The organism is Bacillus sp. RK1064 (genome assembly GCF_051488405.1).
Lineage (GTDB): Bacteria > Bacillota > Bacilli > Bacillales > Bacillaceae > Bacillus.
The window spans coordinates 2448841-2463804 of sequence record NZ_JBPSCZ010000001.1 but is presented as its reverse complement, the minus strand read 5'-3'; the positions used below and the strand labels follow the sequence as shown (position 1 = coordinate 2463804).

The following is a 14964-nucleotide window of genomic DNA, read 5'->3' as shown; positions in this document are numbered from 1 at the left end:
ACATGTGGTGATTTGATGTCAACCGCCTTTCTTAATTCAATGTTTTGATCGTTGGCAGCTTCTCGATCCCTGTGGCATAGTAAAAATTAAGGACACTGAAGAAATCAATTGGCTTTCCTGTTTTCAAATCAACAGCTAAAATATGATCACCGTAATTTGTCATATCATCAATATCTAAATACCTTGGCGTTTTCTTGCCAAGTGTATCTACAAAGGTATCGTGGTAATATTGACCGCTTGCATATGAAGATTGATGGTACATAAACAATGTCTCAACATCTAAGTAGACGAGAATGGCCTCTGAGGAGCTTGCATAAGGCGCTGAGTACGACACTGGAGCGGAAATGCTTTTCACTTTTACACTTGAAATTGAGTGGGTTCTTTGTTCGTATTTACCATCATAAGAGAAATAAAATACACGCTCCCATTCATAATCTGCTGTCTTCGATTGCTTGTTGTATACTTTTGCGCCATTTGCAAATACATCCCCATTTGCATACTCAGCTACAAAGTATTGTAAGGTTGACGATAGGGACACAGCCCCTGTGAAATTGGGCGGGTTTTTTGCATTCACCTGTAACGTGTAAGAGTCTCCGAAATCTCCACCGCTTGTGATACCGAATGCGTAGTCACCTGCTGGTAAGTTGGTCAAACCAAGGAGACTGCCTGCGGGCTGAATCAGGTCTGTCGGGTACGCTTGTCCTGTTTCATAATCAACAACAAATAATTGAACGAAATAATCGGGATTTGAAGAGGTAATCCGGCTGATGAGTGCCTGAGGTGAAGATGTGCTTAAAAACCATAAATCAACTGGGTCGTCCTCTGATAAGACAACAGATTGGTTGATTGCTAGTCCATCAATGGAGCGAATGGCAGATGTACGCATCTTGCCATCTTTAGCGGCTTTTCGTTTGATACTGATTCCATTTTTCTTATCTACTTTAAAAGATTTTTTCAGTTGCTTCTGTTGGATAGCGGTTCCTTCATCCTGCTTCAAAAACGACTCTTGCACTTGCTGAATAGCTTTTTCCGTCAGTGGTGACAATTTCCCATCTGATTTCGGTGCTTCTTCTGCTTTTAATGCTGGTGAAAATAAACCTGTTGTGACAAGTAAAATAGACAATAAAGCTGCAGTGATTTTCACATAAAATGCTCTCACAGGAACATCCCCTTTTTCCTTAATTGGGTTTTTTGCCCTGTTAATATTTTACCATTATTCTATTCATTGTTTTGGTCTTTTTTAGGACATCTTTATGACAAAAAAACCAGCCGCATATATTACGACTGGTTTTTGATCATTTTATGAAATGGTTTTAACAAACAGGCGTGCTGTTTCTGCGCTGGAACCTGGGTTTTGTCCAGTAATGATTTGCCCGTCAACTACAGCGAATGGTGCAAAGGCATCTCCTTTTTCAAACGCTGCCCCTTGCTCACGAAGTTTTGTTTCCAATAAAAATGGAACCTTTGATGTCAGCTGAACAGCTTCCTCTTCTTCGTTTGTGAAGCCTGTGATTTTTTTGCCTTCGATAAAAGATTTGCCATTTTGATCCTTCACATCAACGAATGCTGAAACGCCGTGACAAACAGCTCCGACTGCACCATTTTTGTCTGAAATGGCTAAGATTGCATCGGCTACCAGTTGATTAGATGCAAAGTCGATCATTGGGCCGTGTCCTCCCGCAAAGAAGATGCCATCATAATCGGCTGGGTTCACATCTGTAAGCGCCTTTGTGTCTTGAAGTAATTCATATACATCTTCATATTGCGCTGGAACACCTTCTGGAATGGAATTTTTATCAATAGGCACAGTGCCTCCTTGAATAGAGACAATTTGGACATCTAGTTCATTTTCTTTAAAAATATGAAATGGCTCTGCCAATTCTTCTAGCCATAAGCCTGTTGGATGTCCGTTCATTTCCGAACTGCTTGTCGATACTAATAACACTTTCTTACTCATCTTGATCATCCTTTCGATATATCATATGGTTATTTTATATTTTGCACAATTAAATATCAAGCAATTAAACTTCAATGCAGCTCTTTATGGTATACCCGATTTTCTAAAAAATATGGCATGACATCAAATCTAATCAATATGTCACATTCTATTGGTAGGGAATTTCATGTAAAATTGTCATTGAGTGATATCATATGAGGTAAGATGGATAGACCTCTCGGATGTGAGGGGACTTTAAAAGGAGTGGAAAAGAGATGAAAACCTATTCGATTGTGATGATCATCATCACGCTCTGTATCATATTGGCCGTCTTTTTGATGAACCTAACAGGGGTCATGTATGGAAAAATTATTTTGGCTGTTGCCGTTGCTCTTTGTCTGACATCCATTATTCGTCTGATGGGTCTTCGAAAAAGATAAAAGCCGCCCTCACTAGGGCGGCTTTATTTATGGTTAAATTGCCAGGATAAGCGCAATTAATGCAAGCAGCGCTGGTACTCCTTGCTTGATGATGATTGATTTATTAGAGGTCACACCGCCAAATACCGCAGCGATGATCACACAAAGAATGAAAAATAGCTGAATCATATATCCAACAGTATTCGATCCGAGAATGAGCCCCCAAATGAGTCCTGCAGCTAAAAACCCGTTATAAAGCCCCTGATTGGCAAACATCACTTTTACATTTGGATCCTTTTGCAAGTGTTCTGGCAGCTTAAAGGATCTCTTTGCCATCTTTGATTCCATAAAAAACATTTCTAATAACATAATGACAATGTGTTCTAATGCGACAATTCCTACTAATATCATTGCTAAAATATTCAATTTAGTTATTCCTTTCTGATAGACGATCACGAATCTCTATTTTATCCGTGTATAAATCAAAGTCTTGTATTAATTCAAGCGCTTCAGTAAACCGGCTTTGTGGAATGTCTTTCATTTTTCTCACACCGAATTCCTTTTTAATAAAAGCCATGATGGTATTGATATGAAGCTTACCGTGACCATCATACTCCAAATGGCTGCAAAAAGTCTGCATCGTCCCTCTAATCACCTTTAATTGCTTAGCAGTGACACAACTCATTGGTAACGCTCATCCTTTCCTTTGTTTTAACAGCTAAAAAAGAACCATGAATGAAAGAAAAACCTTCCAGTCTCTATTATATAATGGTTTCATTCGGATATCAAAATAAAAAAGAACAGACATTCGACCAAAAAGCCGTCCTTTTCATCAAAAACAGTTTATTACCATATCAAAAAGCCGGATTCAATGGTAAAATCCGGCTTTCTGTTTAGTTACTTTTAGAAATTAATACCTTTCCAACAGAACGATCCTTACTTTGTCCAACGACTTTAAAGGATAGACCATATGTTGGTACATCACGTCCTGCATCTGGGTTATTTGGATTCACATAATTCTTTTTATCACTAAATGTACGAGTCGGGCGAATATAGCGATCTGCCAACGTTAAGCCTGTTGTCGCTGTATAATCAATATTCAGCTTCGTACTTGGATTCAAAGAAAATGCTGCATCATGTACTTGGAAGCCTGTGGCAGCAATGGAGCCGTCACTCCATTTCAATACTTGCTGATCTGCATCTACTACCCCAAGGAAACCGTTCCCTGGGTGATTTCCTACCCAGTTATCACTATAGGATTGATCGACATACCACACGACCAAACCGTTATTATAGCTCATGAGGCTTGCCCCACGTTTGATATGCTTTAAGCCTTTATCAACGTCAGCATAAGAGCGCCACTCTATCAAATAATATTGGGGTGCATATTGTTTTCCATTAGATTTTGAGAATCCGTTAAAGGTGAACTTAGACGTGCCCTCGGCATCATCTGACCACACTTTCGTCCCATCTGCTGTGATGTTTAAATCATCTACAAATAAGCCTGGCAGTGAATAGCCTGCATCGGTTGTATAGCGGAATTGCAGGTCGATTTTCTTCCCTTCATAAGCAGAAAGATCAAAGGCTGCATCTACCCATCCGTCCGATTTTCCGTCAATTCCATTGCCTTCGTTCGCACCTGCTTCATTTCGATCATTCGTGATGTTACCAGAAATGGTCTTCCACTGATCAGTTCCTGTTTCACGTACTTCTACATACGCATAATCATAATCTTCTTCGATATCGTACCATGCTTTAAATGTAAGCTCTGCTTTGCTCCCCTTCGACAAATCGATACCTGTTGTCGTCATGGTCGCATTCAAATTGTCACCTGTTCCGCTGAAGTACGAATATTGTCCTTGAGCAGGTTTTGTGACCACAATCTCTTTATCTGGTAAATCCACTCGAACCGCATCATGGTTCGTTCCTTTTGTTGCTGCTTCATCAATTAGCACTGTTTTGCTTTTCTTTAATGTTTTACCATCAATGGTTTGTCCAGTAAGCCAGTTACCGCCATGCAAGTTTTGAAGCATTTCTTTCGCATATGGACTAAAGCCTGTTGGTTCCGTTCCAGGGACTTTACCTGCCCAGCTTCCGCTTGACATGATCGACCAGTATGAAACAGGCTCGCCTCCGCCTGTGTACTGTGTATCGTACTCATCAGGAAGACCAAGATCATGTCCGAATTCATGTGTGAACACGCCTGCCGCGCCATCTTCAGGCTCGATAGTGTAATCTAACGCACCTAATTTTCCGCCTTGCCCGACTTCAGATTCAGTGTTTGGAATTTCAAATACATCACCAAGTGACCAGCGGTGCGACCAAATCGCATTAGAGCCAAGTTGTCCGCCGCCAGCTTCTTCACCTACGCCAGCATGAACGACCATCAGATGGTCAATGATGCCGTCTGGTTCGTTATAAACGCCGTCTCCATCTATATCATAGCGGTCCCATTGATCATATTCACCGAGATCAATGTTCGGGTCTTTTGCTGCTGCTTCGAGTGCTTCTTTCACCAATTCACGCGGTTTGCCGTCACTGCCTGATTCGTCTGGTACGTTTCCACCGTAATAGGCTGCTTCATGCTTAGCTGTATACCATCCTGCAACTGTTCCACTGATTGTGTAACTACCGCCGGACTGCTTTTCATAATATTGCTTCATGGATACTTTGCGTTTACCATCTGGACCGATGTAGCCATTTTTTCCGAAAAGCATATCTTGATAGTGCTGTTGATTGTACTTGTCATAGTACATATCAGTCTCTTCTTTTTTAATACTATTATGCTTATAATCTTTAAAATCTACTAATAAAACCAATACCTTATCATTGCGAACATCGCCTTTATACTTTTCCCTTTTGACCGGTTTTACATGATTCCCTTCTTTTCCTTTATGCTTCTTTAACTTTTTCTTGTTGGCTAATTTGTTATGTACCTCTTGTTTGTATTCTTTCAGAAATTCAGGCTCTTCTGTTAAGGTGCTTGCACTTTGTTTCATGGCAGATTCTTCTTTTTTCTTTAGATATTTCTTTAATGCTTTTTGAGTTTCTGCCTCATTGGCATTCTTTTTGATCTTTCCTTGTTTTTTCAAGGCTTTGATGAGACGGTCTTCATTCACGACACTTGCGTCAAATGGAATACCTGAATAATGACCGCCATCTGAGGATGTTGATTTCTCTGTGGTGTGGGCAGATAGAGGGGTGCTGAAAGCTGCCAATGTGCCTAAACTGAGGACAGCCGTTAGTGCAATGCTCGTCCATTTCCCTTTTTTCATATTAGTTCCTCCCTAATTTGGTAATAAATAATATCTCATTCTAGCATATTCCAATATACTTAAGTCGAAAAACATTTTATTTTCAGAAACTTTGTGGAAAATGCACAATACGGGAATGAAATGGGTGGAACAAGGTGTCGAAAATAAAAGAACCCTAGACGATAACCGCCTAGGGTGTTTGTTGTTTTACTATGAAAGCTGCTGGCCTTGAAATGCAACAACATCAAGTGGAGCGGCTAAGAATTCTTTTGCCTTCGCTACGAAAGCTTGGAAATGTGCACTTGCATTATGGCTCTGAACCGCAGCGTCATCTTTCCACACTTCTACCATTAAAAAGGTATTTTCCTTTTCTGTATCCTTGAACAGCTTGTAGGATACATTGCCTTCTTCCGCTTGTGAAGCTTTCATTAATGCGTTGATTTCTTCTAGAAATACGTTTTCTTTTTCTGGATGAATGGTCATCCCTGCATGAATAATAATCATATGATCGTCTCCTTTTGAAAAGATATTATTTCCACTCTGTAATGCGTTCAATCGGTAAGCGGTAAGATGCATAACCTTCGTCAGCAGCTTTCCCAATTGATAACAGCATCACTGGTACATAACGTTCTTTATCCCAGCCAAATGTTTCAGCGATGACTTCTTTATCAAATCCGCCGATTGGATTTGTATCATAGCCGTGTGCACGTGCTGCAAGCATAAGCTGCATAGACACAATTCCACCGTCAATTAAGATTGTTTCGCGATTGACTTGCTCTGGAAGAACCTCAAAGTGTGCAGTTAGTGCAGCAATTTGTCTTTCTTTCACTTCTTGCGGCATGTAGCCATGCTCTACTGCTTTTGAATAAATTTCATCTAAGTATTCATTGCTTTTCATATCTGCAAATACTGCAATGACAGCTGCTGATGTTGACACTTGTGTTTGGTTAAATTTTGCAAGTGGTGCAAGCTTTTCTTTTCCTTCTGGGCTGTCAATGACCATAAAGCGCCAAGGCTGTGCATTCACTGATGATGGTGCCGTTGTTGCTTCTTCTAAAATCTCTGCCATTTCTTCTTTGCTGATTTTCACAGCTGGGTCATAGTTACGAATGGAGCGGCGCCCTTTCATAATTTCCATAAAATCGTTTGTTTTTAATGTTGCAGCCATGTTGAAACACTCCTTTAGGTTGTTTGAATCTTTTCGATGTTTTGTTGTATTCGCATGAGCACATCAGTGAGAAGCTTTCGTTCTTCGTCACTTACGTTTTCAAGCATTTCTGAGATAAATCGTTCTTTTTCTTTTTTAGAAGCTTCGATTCTCGTTCTGCCTTCTTCTGTCAGACGAACAAGTGTGACTCGATTATCTTCTGGCTTTCTTCTGCGCGTAACCATTCCTTTTGTTTCTAACTGTTTTAAGTGACGCGTCACAGCCGCACTGTCAATATTCACTTTTTTCTGCAAATCTGACTGGCTGATTTCGTCGGCTTGGAATAACAGTGATAGCAACTCTAGTCTTGATTGGCTGATGCCCGTGCATGCTTCGAACTTCACACCCATCATACGGTTCACGCACTGCAAACGGTATAATACCTCTGCTTTTTCAGAGCAAAATGCAGTCAATGCCATCCCCTCTTTTCTATTCAGATCAATTAGTTGATATATCAATCATTGACTCGTCAACTAATATACACCCATTATTTGATGATTGCAAGTGGTTTGTTTCATAAAGTGAAATTTTTTATCTCAATAGAAAAAGAAATGAACAAAAAAAGGACAAAAGCGACGAAGCACTTTTGTCCTTTTTCCTTTATTCTGTGATCACAGTGTGAATGAGAGTTGGTGCATCAGCATGATCTGCGATGCGGATGTTGTTATAAATTTTTTCCATGACATTCGCAACATCTTCACGATTTGCATGAAGTGTCACGAGTGAATCTCCTTTTTCAACACGATCGCCGACTTTTTTGTTCAGCATGATACCGACAGATAGGTCGATCTCGTCCTCTTTTGTTGCACGTCCTGCTCCAAGAATCATCGCTGCAACACCGATTTCGTCTGCGACGATTTCAGCAACCACACCTGATTCCTTTGCAGGAACTTCGATTTGGTAAGGGGCTTGCGGCAGTTTTTCCGGCTGATCCACAATCGAGCCGTCTCCACCTTGATTTTCTAAGAATTCCTTGAATTTCTCAAGTGCTTTGCCGTTTTTCATGACTTCAATTAGCTTTTCTCTTGCTTCATCAAGTGTCTCTGCTTTTTTCGCAAGAACAACCATTTGACTTCCTAATGTGAGCACAAGCTCGTTTAAGTCTTCAGGACCTTCGCCTCGGAGTGTATCAATCGCTTCTTTCACTTCAAGGGAATTTCCAATCGCTAATCCTAGCGGCTGAGACATATCAGAGATGACAGCCATCGTTTGTCTGCCTACGTTGTTTCCGATGCGAACCATTGCTTTTGCAAGTTTCTCAGAGTCTTCAGGGGTTTTCATGAAAGCACCTGCGCCTGTTTTCACATCTAGTACGATTGCATCTGCACCAGCAGCAATCTTCTTACTCATAATAGAGCTTGCAATGAGCGGGATCGAGTTAACGGTACCTGTCACATCACGAAGGGCATAAAGCTTTTTATCCGCTGGTGTCAGGTTGCCTGATTGCCCAATGACCGCTACTTTATGACGGTTCACGAGCTCGATGAATTCGTCTTTTGTAATTTCTACGTGGAAGCCTTTTACCGCTTCAAGCTTGTCCACTGTACCGCCTGTATGTCCAAGGCCGCGGCCAGACATTTTCGCAACAGGTACATCAAGTGCAGCCACAAGAGGAGCGAGTACAAGCGTTGTTGTATCACCTACACCGCCTGTTGAGTGCTTGTCTACTTTAATGCCCTCAATGGCAGACAGGTCAATCGTGTCTCCTGAGTTCGCCATAGCGAGCGTTAAGTCTGCACGTTCTTGATCCGTCATATCTTGGAAGAAAATTGCCATAGCCAAGGCACTTGCTTGGTAGTCAGGAATTGTTCCGTCCGTATATTCTTTGACAAAGAAAGAAATTTCCTCTGAAGATAATTCTTTTCCGTCACGTTTTTTCGCAATGATATCTACCATTCTCATTGTTTTCACCATTCCTTTTTTTAAATTAGTAAATCAAACCGACAACGCCTGCTGTTAAGAAGCTGACAAGTGTTGCACCGAATAACAGCTTTAATCCAAAGCGTGCGACAACGTTCCCTTGTTTTTCGTTTAAGCCTTTGACTGCTCCAGCAATGATACCGATAGATGAGAAGTTCGCAAATGACACAAGGAATACAGAAATGATTGCTTCTGTACGAGCTGTGAAATGCAAGCCATCTCCAGTTAGAGCCAGCATCGCCACAAATTCGTTGGATACCATTTTCGTTGCCATAATACTTCCTGCCTGTACCGCCTCACTCCAAGGAACACCGACAAGGAAAGCAAATGGGGCAAAGACATATCCAAGTACATCTTGGAAAGAAACACCGATGACAGCTGTAAAGATTCCATTAATCATCGCAATTAATGCAACGAATCCAATCAACATCGCAGCGACAACAATCGCTACTTTGAAACCATCCATAATATATTCGCCAAGCATTTCAAAGAAGGATTGCTTTTCTTCTTCAACGACTTCGAGCATGTCTTCGTCCTTAGCCACTTCATATGGATTGATAATAGACGCGATAATAAATCCACCAAATAGGTTCAGCACAAGTGCTGTGACCACGTACTCTGGTTTAATCATTTGCATGTACGCACCGACAATAGACATCGATACTGTCGACATCGCAGATGCACATAATGTATAAAGACGCTGCTGAGGTAACAATCCAAGCTGCTTTTTAATAGAAATAAACACTTCTGATTGTCCTAAAATCGCAGACGCTACTGCGTTGTAAGATTCTAGTTTCCCCATACCGTTTACTTTGCTAAGCAAATAACCGATTCCGCGTACGATAAGCGGAAGGATACGCCAATGCTGCAAGATACCGATCAATGCCGAAATAAAGACGATCGGCAGTAAGACGTTGATGAAGAAAGTTGACGCATTATCATTCATTAACCCGCCAAATACGAAGTTGATTCCTTCACCGGCATAGCCTAGAAGCATTTGGAATCCTTTTGCAAAGCCTCCGACTAGGAAGTTCCCAACACCTGTATTGAGCAGAATATAACCTAAAATAAATTGCAGTACAATCATGACAATTACTGGACGGAATTTTACTCGTTTTTTCCCGTTACTAGCCAGCCATGCAATGGCGAGAATCACCAGCAAACCGATGATACCAATCACGTATTTCATGTTTTTCCTCCTCGAATGAATTCGTTTACATTAATGCGCTTGTATGGAACAAACCATATTTCGCAAACAAAGAGCGGAAGAAATTCCCAGAAGTGAGATCCTTCCGCTTATGACTTTTTCATCATTTATGAGTCACGAATGTTATCCTACCATAGGATCGTATGAATTAATAGTCTTTCGAAGGAGCTGATTGATCCCCATTGATAATGGAAACGCCTGCACTGGCACCAATGCGGGTAGCGCCTGCAGCTGTCATGGCTTCAACGTCTTCTTTTGTTCTCACGCCGCCTGATGCTTTTACACCAATGTCAGGTCCAACTGTTTTACGCATTAATGCGATATCCTCAACTGTTGCACCGCCTGTACTAAATCCAGTCGATGTTTTCACAAAATCAGCGCCAGCTTTTACTGAAAGCTCACAAGCTTTGACTTTCTCTTCATCTGTTAATAAACAAGTTTCAATGATGACTTTCACTAAGGCTTTGCCTTTTGCTGCGTCTACAACTGCACGAATATCTTGTTCAACTGCATCATATTCGCCGTCTTTCAATGCCGCGATATTGATGACCATGTCCACTTCAGTTGCACCGTTTTCAATTGCATCATTTGTTTCGAATGCTTTCACTGCTGTTGTGTTTGCGCCTAACGGGAAACCGATGACTGTACATACATCAACGCCTGTTCCTGCTAGTTCCTTCGCTGCAAGAGATACCCAAGTTGGATTCACACAAACGGATGCAAATTGATGAGTTTTTGCTTCTTCAAGTAACTGCATAATGGCAGCTCTAGATGTATCTGGTTTTAGTGCTGTATGATCAATGAGCTTTGCTATCGTCATGCTTACACTTCCTTTTAATTATGATACTTTCATCATATATGACCGATGAACATTTGTAAACATAGTTATGAAATTTTGTTCATCTATTTTGTGACATTTAAAAGAGCCTTTGCTGTATGCTGATCAATAATCAATACGTTCGCATATTTTCCTCTTAGTGCCCCGTGGATAGAAGCAACCTTGCGATGTCCACCAGCGACAAGAATGGAGCGTTCTTTAGTCCTTAAATCATCAAGCTCCACACCAATAGTGCGGTTGTTAATCGCTTCACTGCAAACGCGCCCTTCCTGATCATAAAAGCGCGAACAGATGTCTCCGACGCTGGATGCTTTGAGCAGCGCTTTTTCTTCTTCACAGAAATAACCAAGTCTAAACAAAAGTGCTTCATCTCTTACCGTTCCAACAGTAAACACAGCAATATTCGCCTGTTTCCCCATTTCAATGATGCGCTGAATATGTCTGTCCTGCTCAACCATCTCCTTGACGGCAGCACTGTCAAATACAACAGGAAGCGGTAAATAGCGCGGTGCTGTTTGAAAGGCCTCAGCAAACAGCTGGATGGTTTCCGCAGAATATGTATTCACATGGGAGTGGCTGATCCCACCCTTCAGCTGGACAACCTCCACACCTTTGACCTGTTTAGGTTGCATCTTTTGGGCAATTTGATACATGGTGGTTCCCCAGCTCACACCAACGATATCACCGTCTTTCACTGTGTCTTGCAAGTACTCGGCACCAAATTGGCTCAAGTATTCGGTAATCGTTGGATAATCATCTTTGGGCGAAAACACCACATGAGCTTCGAGCAGGTCATATTTTTCCTTGAGCAATGAAGATAGCTCATTTAAGTCTTCAAATGGGTCCATTACCGTTATCTGGACGTACCCCTTCTCCTTCGCATATTGAAGCAGCCGAGACACAGTTGGTCTCGACAGGTCGAGTTGTTTGGCAATTTCCTGCTGGCTGTAATCCGATAAATAATAAAGCCTTGCCGCTTCAATACTCAGTTGTTGTTTCTCCCGATCCATTCGTACGCCTCCTTTTTTCTTCTATCATAACAAAATGTTCATCTTATCATGCACAAATGTTCATTTGAAGAAAATCGTATAGGCGGCTTGGAAGGTTTCATTCTTCTCTAAAGTTTGAATACCGAACTTTTCCTTGTACTGGCCATTCGCCCCTTCAACATCGGCAATACCGTACCAAGGCTCAATACATACAAATGGAGCCATTGTGCCTTTTTCTTTATTATAAGGTGACCAAATACCAACAAACGGAAAACCAGTGAGATCAACCTCAACCCCGTGACCTGCCTGAGAAATCAATGACACTCGATTGATATGACTATAGATCATCGCATCATGCTGAAAAAGCTCTGGTCGAAGCTGAATCGGTTCAAGTTGAATGCCTTTTTCTTTCTCCCTGACAAGTGAATTTTTTAGTTCATATTGGACAGGAAGATACTCATTGGAAGGGGTCAATGTCAGGTAGTAATCTGCTGTGCGCTCACCTTCAACAAGCGGGACATGAAATGCGGGGTGCCCTCCAATGGAGAAATACATCGTGTCATCTCCGTCATGATCAATTTCCCAGGAAATCGTCAGACCATTTTCCGACAGCTCGTATCGAATACGGGCGGTAAATTCATAAGGATACTGCTCGATGTGGCGGCCTTTTGATTCATATTGAAAGGTCACCGTATGTTTCGTTTCTTCATATAAATCAAAATCAACATCCCGCAAAAATCCATGCTGCGCGAGCTCATAGGTTTGATCACCTATCTTGTATTGGTCATTCTTTAATCGTCCGACAATTGGAAATAAGACTGGCGACACCCTGCCCCAATAAGCAGGATCGCCAGACCACATATAGTGACGTCCGCTTTCCTTGTGAAGCACCTCTGTGACCTCGGCACCTCTCTCATTGACCTGAATCAATAACTGATCATTTTCAATCGTTCTCATTCCACACATCCCCTTTCCTTCTCTTTTATTATGACAGGGATTTTGGTTTTGAGTATAAAAATAAGGCAGCCTTCCAGGCCATCAATTCTTTCTTTATATAAAAATTTTAAAAAAAGACAGAAATTCGCCAACAAAATGTGATGCTGATCCGTCTAATCTTATATAAAATAAAAGAATCGTTGTTCTTTTGGAATGACAACAAAAAAGAAGCGTTTTGACATAAATGGGGGATTCATTTTCATGAACAGCAAGGAAAATCGTTTACGTTATATATTAGGATTAGATGGGCTGAGGGCTGTGGCTGTATTGGCAGTCATTGCTTATCACTTACATATCGGACCTGCAAGCGGCGGGTTTCTTGGCGTTGATTTGTTTTTTGTGATTTCTGGGTACTTGATTACGACGATCTTGTTACATAAGCAGGATCTGGGCTATCAAGAGCTTTTACCATTTTGGATGGGCCGGATCAGAAGGCTTCTTCCAGCTGCTTACGTGATGATTTTTTTAACCGTCAGCTGGTGTGCGATTGCGGGTTCGAATGCACTATTGTCCATTCGTGGCGATGCCTTATCGTCCTTTTTTTATGTCAGTAACTGGTGGTACATCTTCCATCAGCTGTCTTATTTTGATAGCTTCAACGCTGTATCTCCACTGAAAAATTTGTGGTCTTTGGCGATAGAAGAGCAATTTTATATCATTTGGCCGGTACTATTGATTGCAGGACTAAAATGGGTGAAAAATAGATCCCATCTGCCAATGATCACCTTTGGCCTTGCACTTGTCTCCGCCTTATGGATGGCGATTCTTTATTCACCAGATACCGATCCAAGCAGAGTTTATTACGGAACAGATACTCGTGCATTTGCGCTTCTGATCGGGTGCAGCCTGGCATTTGTATGGCCCATGCAAAGACTGTCCAGCAAAAAGTTACTTCCTGTTGGCAGACGTATTTTACATATCGCTGGTTTTGGTTCGTTTGCGGTTTTTCTTCTATGTGTTTATGCAGTGGACGAATTTGACGGCTTCCTCTATCAGGGAGGCATGCTTTTATTCTGTCTTAATGCAGCGATTTTAATTGCGTGCATCTGCCACCCTGCAAGTCTTTTAGGGAAATGGCTCTCCTATCAGCCGCTCGTCTGGCTCGGAAAGCGTTCTTATAGTATTTATCTGTGGCATTATCCCATCATCGTGCTGACCACCCCTGTCATTGAAATTGGACAGCCTTCTATGGGGCGTGTCGCATTGCAGATCATGGCCATTTTACTCATTGCAGAGGCCTCTTACCGCTTCATCGAACAACCAATTCGCCGGCTTGGCTTCAGACAATATTTTGCCTCTTGGTCTATTTGGAAAAAGGGATTCAAACAATGGTCTACGTCTCATAAAGTGTTCCTTGGAATCGCAGCAGCTCTTTTGATCTTATTTACCATTGGCATGTCCAGTTCGTCCCATACGTCCCCACATGCCAAGGAAGTGACACAAATTAAGACGGCACCGAAAAAAGCAGGAGACTCTGCGGAACCAAAAGCTAAGAAAAAGAAAGAAAAACACGAGAAGAAAGCAGCAGATCAGAAACAGTTTCACCAAATTCTTGCTATTGGTGATTCCGTCATGCTGGACATTGCGCCGAATCTTGAAAAAGCATATGCACAAATCACCATCGATGCAAAGGTTGGCAGACAAATGAACGAAGCCGTCAGCATCGCTCCTCAATATGCTTCATTTAATCAATCTGATGTCGCTGTTATTATTGAGCTTGGCACGAATGGCTATTTTACTGAGGGCACATTGACAGCATTCATTCAACAATTTTCAAAGGCGCACATTTTCCTTGTGAACACGAGAGTCCCAAGGTCTTGGGAAAATGATGTGAATGCAGTCATTCAGCGAGTGGCCGATCAATATTCCAATGTGACCCTTGTCGATTGGCATTCAGCCGCTACTGGACAGCCCTCTTATTTTCAGCCGGATGGTGTTCACCTTTCAACAAAAGGCTCTGACACATTGACACAGCTCATTACAGCGAGCATCAAGAAAAAAGGAGATGTGTCATCTTCATCATAAAAAGACTAGCATCCTGCTAGTCTTCTCAGATTGTTGACAAAGGGCTAAAATGATCTTCTTTTCAGCGTGATAGAAAACCTTTGCAGTCTAGGAAGGACGAGTACCGGAGCGGAGCGAATTTAACATTCGTGAGCACCGGCACGCAGGACTGACACCGAATGCGAGGGTTTGTC

Annotated in this window: 15 protein-coding genes; 2 read left to right on the top strand and 13 right to left on the bottom strand. The window is 41.7% G+C overall.

Features of this window, described 5'->3' with window-relative positions; genetic code table 11:
- Nucleotides 1–31: 31 nt before the first annotated feature.
- The gene (locus tag ACSSTM_RS12580) at nt 32–1159 is read right to left on the bottom strand and encodes a hypothetical protein (protein WP_342689310.1); all 1128 of its coding nucleotides are present in this window, start codon (nt 1157–1159) and stop codon (nt 32–34) included.
- A gap of 141 nt (nt 1160–1300) precedes the next feature.
- On the bottom strand, nt 1301–1957 hold the full coding sequence (locus tag ACSSTM_RS12575; protein ID WP_034660493.1) for a type 1 glutamine amidotransferase domain-containing protein: 657 nt from the start codon (nt 1955–1957) through the stop codon (nt 1301–1303).
- Between the two features lie 254 nt (nt 1958–2211).
- Here ACSSTM_RS12575 and ACSSTM_RS12570 point away from each other — a divergent pair, with 254 nt between their 5' ends.
- Entirely contained in the window at nt 2212–2376 is a 165-nt protein-coding gene (locus tag ACSSTM_RS12570; RefSeq protein ID WP_003214630.1) for a hypothetical protein, read from the top strand.
- Nucleotides 2377–2409: 33 nt separating this feature from the next.
- Here ACSSTM_RS12570 and ACSSTM_RS12565 read toward each other — a convergent pair whose 3' ends face one another.
- From ACSSTM_RS12565 to ACSSTM_RS12515, 11 genes are all read right to left on the bottom strand, one after another.
- Nucleotides 2410–2781 (bottom strand): DUF1304 domain-containing protein, encoded by a 372-nt coding sequence (locus ACSSTM_RS12565; protein ID WP_034660494.1) that lies wholly within the window; start codon nt 2779–2781, stop codon nt 2410–2412.
- A gap of 1 nt (nt 2782) precedes the next feature.
- A complete protein-coding gene (locus tag ACSSTM_RS12560) occupies nt 2783–3040 on the bottom strand; it encodes an ORF6C domain-containing protein (RefSeq protein ID WP_034660495.1) in 258 nt (85 codons plus the stop codon).
- Between the two features lie 208 nt (nt 3041–3248).
- The gene (locus ACSSTM_RS12555) at nt 3249–5630 is read right to left on the bottom strand and encodes an immune inhibitor A domain-containing protein (RefSeq protein WP_420734984.1); all 2382 of its coding nucleotides are present in this window, start codon (nt 5628–5630) and stop codon (nt 3249–3251) included.
- Between the two features lie 189 nt (nt 5631–5819).
- Complete coding sequence (locus tag ACSSTM_RS12550; protein ID WP_060597613.1) at nt 5820–6113, bottom strand: putative quinol monooxygenase; 294 nt, start codon at nt 6111–6113, stop codon at nt 5820–5822.
- 25 nt (nt 6114–6138) lie between these two features.
- Nucleotides 6139–6777, bottom strand: coding sequence for a nitroreductase family protein (locus ACSSTM_RS12545; RefSeq protein ID WP_034660498.1), 639 nt, complete (start codon nt 6775–6777; stop codon nt 6139–6141).
- Between the two features lie 14 nt (nt 6778–6791).
- Nucleotides 6792–7235: a MarR family transcriptional regulator gene (locus ACSSTM_RS12540; RefSeq protein ID WP_106036377.1), complete on the bottom strand. Its 444-nt coding sequence runs from the start codon at nt 7233–7235 to the stop codon at nt 6792–6794.
- Between the two features lie 181 nt (nt 7236–7416).
- A complete protein-coding gene (locus tag ACSSTM_RS12535) occupies nt 7417–8718 on the bottom strand; it encodes a pyrimidine-nucleoside phosphorylase (protein ID WP_106036376.1) in 1302 nt (433 codons plus the stop codon).
- A 25-nt stretch (nt 8719–8743) separates the two neighbouring features.
- The gene (locus tag ACSSTM_RS12530; protein ID WP_034660501.1) at nt 8744–9925 is read right to left on the bottom strand and encodes a NupC/NupG family nucleoside CNT transporter; all 1182 of its coding nucleotides are present in this window, start codon (nt 9923–9925) and stop codon (nt 8744–8746) included.
- A gap of 166 nt (nt 9926–10091) precedes the next feature.
- Nucleotides 10092–10763: a deoxyribose-phosphate aldolase gene (gene deoC / locus ACSSTM_RS12525; RefSeq protein ID WP_034660502.1), complete on the bottom strand. Its 672-nt coding sequence runs from the start codon at nt 10761–10763 to the stop codon at nt 10092–10094.
- 83 nt (nt 10764–10846) lie between these two features.
- Nucleotides 10847–11791 carry a sugar-binding transcriptional regulator gene (locus ACSSTM_RS12520; RefSeq protein WP_095285602.1) on the bottom strand — a complete coding sequence of 315 codons (945 nt, stop codon included), beginning with the start codon at nt 11789–11791 and terminating at the stop codon, nt 10847–10849.
- A gap of 60 nt (nt 11792–11851) precedes the next feature.
- Nucleotides 11852–12727, bottom strand: coding sequence for an aldose 1-epimerase family protein (locus ACSSTM_RS12515; RefSeq protein ID WP_034660504.1), 876 nt, complete (start codon nt 12725–12727; stop codon nt 11852–11854).
- Nucleotides 12728–12967: 240 nt separating this feature from the next.
- Between ACSSTM_RS12515 and ACSSTM_RS12510 the strand changes: the two genes are divergently transcribed.
- On the top strand, nt 12968–14791 hold the full coding sequence (locus ACSSTM_RS12510; protein WP_420734986.1) for an acyltransferase family protein: 1824 nt from the start codon (nt 12968–12970) through the stop codon (nt 14789–14791).
- Nucleotides 14792–14964 lie beyond the last annotated feature (173 nt).

Coding starts and splice junctions, on each gene's coding strand:
- ACSSTM_RS12545 (WP_034660498.1), bottom strand. CDS start 6,777: ATGGCTGCAACATTAAAAACAAACGATTTTATGGAAATTATGAAAGGG.
- ACSSTM_RS12540 (WP_106036377.1), bottom strand. CDS start 7,235: ATGGCATTGACTGCATTTTGCTCTGAAAAAGCAGAGGTATTATACCGT.
- ACSSTM_RS12535 (WP_106036376.1), bottom strand. CDS start 8,718: ATGAGAATGGTAGATATCATTGCGAAAAAACGTGACGGAAAAGAATTA.
- deoC (WP_034660502.1), bottom strand. CDS start 10,763: ATGACGATAGCAAAGCTCATTGATCATACAGCACTAAAACCAGATACA.
- ACSSTM_RS12560 (WP_034660495.1), bottom strand. CDS start 3,040: ATGAGTTGTGTCACTGCTAAGCAATTAAAGGTGATTAGAGGGACGATG.
- ACSSTM_RS12510 (WP_420734986.1), top strand. CDS start 12,968: ATGAACAGCAAGGAAAATCGTTTACGTTATATATTAGGATTAGATGGG.
- ACSSTM_RS12515 (WP_034660504.1), bottom strand. CDS start 12,727: ATGAGAACGATTGAAAATGATCAGTTATTGATTCAGGTCAATGAGAGA.
- ACSSTM_RS12550 (WP_060597613.1), bottom strand. CDS start 6,113: ATGATTATTATTCATGCAGGGATGACCATTCATCCAGAAAAAGAAAAC.
- ACSSTM_RS12555 (WP_420734984.1), bottom strand. CDS start 5,630: ATGAAAAAAGGGAAATGGACGAGCATTGCACTAACGGCTGTCCTCAGT.
- ACSSTM_RS12575 (WP_034660493.1), bottom strand. CDS start 1,957: ATGAGTAAGAAAGTGTTATTAGTATCGACAAGCAGTTCGGAAATGAAC.
- ACSSTM_RS12570 (WP_003214630.1), top strand. CDS start 2,212: ATGAAAACCTATTCGATTGTGATGATCATCATCACGCTCTGTATCATA.
- ACSSTM_RS12520 (WP_095285602.1), bottom strand. CDS start 11,791: ATGGATCGGGAGAAACAACAACTGAGTATTGAAGCGGCAAGGCTTTAT.
- ACSSTM_RS12530 (WP_034660501.1), bottom strand. CDS start 9,925: ATGAAATACGTGATTGGTATCATCGGTTTGCTGGTGATTCTCGCCATT.